Below are 212 nucleotides of genomic sequence, written 5' to 3' on the forward strand. Positions count from 1 at the left end.
GCGTAACAGTAGATGCAGAAGTGCCGAAAAAGAAAGACATCATTTCGGTGGCGACCTTGCCAGCGAAAACAGGTCTAGTGAATGGTACAGAGAAAAGGGTAGCAGCACTAGGTTTACCTGTGGAAGTGGATGTTACCTTAGACGATAACAGTATGATTAATGCAGATATCATCTGGGATCTCGCCAGCGTAACCTATGATCCAACGAAGAAG

General features: G+C 45.3%; 1 protein-coding gene. It reads left to right on the top strand.

The window, feature by feature from the left end:
- A partial coding sequence (locus ACQ5DJ_RS30115; RefSeq protein ID WP_429845635.1) for a hypothetical protein occupies positions 1–212 on the top strand: 212 nt, incomplete at both ends.

Origin of the sequence: Brevibacillus sp. FIR094, assembly GCF_050477165.1 — a bacterium.
GTDB lineage: Bacteria > Bacillota > Bacilli > Brevibacillales > Brevibacillaceae > Brevibacillus.